The organism is Enterococcus plantarum, assembly GCF_001730295.1.
Classification (GTDB): Bacteria; Bacillota; Bacilli; order Lactobacillales; family Enterococcaceae; genus Enterococcus_L; species Enterococcus_L plantarum.
Window position 1 is genome coordinate 1 of the sequence record NZ_MIKA01000031.1, and the last position, 2,220, is coordinate 2,220.

Consider the following 2,220-nt stretch of genomic DNA (forward strand, 5'->3'; position numbering starts at 1 on the left):
TTTTCGCATTATTTAGTTGTTCTTGTGCCGTTTTTGATAGTTTTTGATACTGTTCCAACGCCTTTTTCATTTCGGCTGTTTCGACATGAAAGCCCATTATTTGCTCCTTTCTTTACGTTTCTTTACGTTTTTATACACTACTCCGTTGTGGCCATTCTAGAAAGTGTTTCATAATAAGAAATGGCTTCTTCTGTCGTCATGTACGCATATATATTTCCACCGAAGATACATATGAATTGGAATTTTTCTTAAATTTGTCTTCTTAATTTTGATATACGAAAATCGGTACTAGTGTTGTTTCTCACTAATACCGTTTTAATAGCCTATAACTCATCTGATTGTTCTTCCACTGAATATTCACGATGGATAGAACAAAATCTAAAAATTCATGAAATCTGTCTATCAATCCTTTTTTGTAGTAGGAATTTCTTTAGGTATATAATTTATGAATTCAGAGGTATTTTCTGAGTAACTATTATTGTCATAAAACTCGGTAATTTTGTTTAGCAAATCGTTATCATCAATAATAGTATCCATTAGCTTTGATTAAAAAAACTATGACATCTTTCATGTACCTATCTGGTATATATTTCTGTTTTATATTAGGAGGCTTAAAAAATAGCGATTATTACAATATTTTTTTATTAATTGAGTGTATAAACCGTAACATTTACACAGTTCATTTTTCATAAAATGGGCTGTATTCTTGGGTAACATTCCTCCCAAAATCACTGTTAAAAGAAATGGTATCAAGTATATCTTCTTTTCTTAGATATCTTTGTATCTTTTTATTTACATAAGGTAATATTTCATCGTCATTTTCCGAGTCAATAATTAACAAGAAACTTTTTTGGAGATTTTCTCGTACCATTTGCAACAAAAAGGCTTTACTGATTTTTGTTTCTTTTCCAAAAATTATTTTACATTTATCTACAAAAAACTCTGGATACTCAGCTGGGAGTCCAATTGACACTTGCTCATTTTCTTTGATATTCCCACTATTTGACTGTATAAATTCTAAATTATCTTTATTTAAAACCAGATTTTGACTATAAGGATTGATTACTATACCAGTAACAGATAAATCTTCTTGAATAATTTTCAAATAATCATATATAGTAAAAACTACAGCATGACTTTCTTTTCCTAATCGTAAATTATCCCAGTCTGTAAAAGCTGGTAAATAATCATTGCCTACAGAGTCCTCGATTTTAATAATGCTAATTTTATTTCTATAATCCAAATTAACTGGTAATAATAATTTTGAGTTTTCTAATTCTTCATAAAAAAATTGCTCATTTTTCCCCGTATAATTTTTCTTTATACCTTCAATTCTTGCTACTAATTCGGGATTTTGGACTTCTTCTTCCATTCTTTTATCTCCTAAATTCATGATAACAATCTATCTAATTTTTCTAATTCTGGAATTACAGGACTAGAAAAATGTGTAGTTTCGTCAACAAACTGTCTAATCAAACTATTTAAATTTATTTTCTCATTATAAGTTTTACCACTCAGTGATAATGTATAAATTTTATTAACAAGGTTATGGATATCCCTTATAACTCCTTCATAATTTTGTTGGCTAGGAAATTCGTTATCTAAAATTAATAAAATCTTTTTGCATGTCTCCTTTAATTCTTCCATTCTACTTCACTCCTATCTTACTAGGTACTACTCTAATATCCGTAATCCAATCCAATGGCCAATCTTGAGGCAACAATATTTGATCCGCTCCTCCCTTTAAAACAGTACCTGTTTTATCATTAGTTTGAGATGCTACTTTACCAATGTTAAGTTTTTCACCCTTAGGTATTGTTATTTCCGCTTCATACATTCTAGAGTTTTTCCACTCTGGTAGAAGTGCAGTATCTATCTTGGAATCTATTCTCGAAACCGCACGCTCTGTTGTAGCAAATGCTCCGCCGGCATCTGCATTTCCACCAAATGTTCTATAAGTTTTTAATTCGTCTACGGATTCGACAGTCCTATAATAATTATCTGTATATGTTTTTTTCAGACCATCTGGTAAATTTGCTTTTTCTATTTCTATTACTTTAGAATCTATTTTTGTACTATATTTACCATTGGCCCCCTTAGCCACGTCATCCACAACCGACCCAACTTTTGGCGCTTTCAACTTAGTTGTAACATTCTTTGCCGTGTTTTTCAATCCGTTTACTGCTGATAACATGGTGCCCACTGTCAAAATATCTGTCG

The 2,220-nt window shown here is 30.8% G+C and carries 3 protein-coding genes and 1 pseudogene; all 4 read right to left on the bottom strand.

What is annotated here, in order from left to right; genetic code table 11:
* Positions 1–402: 402 nt before the first annotated feature.
* Positions 403–537: a DUF2247 family protein gene (locus BCR22_RS16040; protein ID WP_420841170.1), complete on the bottom strand. Its 135-nt coding sequence runs from the start codon at positions 535–537 to the stop codon at positions 403–405.
* A gap of 142 nt (positions 538–679) precedes the next feature.
* Positions 680–1,372: an enhanced serine sensitivity protein SseB C-terminal domain-containing protein gene (locus BCR22_RS09760; RefSeq protein ID WP_069654727.1), complete on the bottom strand. Its 693-nt coding sequence runs from the start codon at positions 1,370–1,372 to the stop codon at positions 680–682.
* Positions 1,373–1,389: 17 nt separating this feature from the next.
* A complete protein-coding gene (locus tag BCR22_RS09765; protein ID WP_069654728.1) occupies positions 1,390–1,647 on the bottom strand; it encodes a hypothetical protein in 258 nt (85 codons plus the stop codon).
* A 1-nt stretch (position 1,648) separates the two neighbouring features.
* A pseudogene (locus tag BCR22_RS15740) lies at positions 1,649–2,220 on the bottom strand (hypothetical protein); the annotation flags it as partial.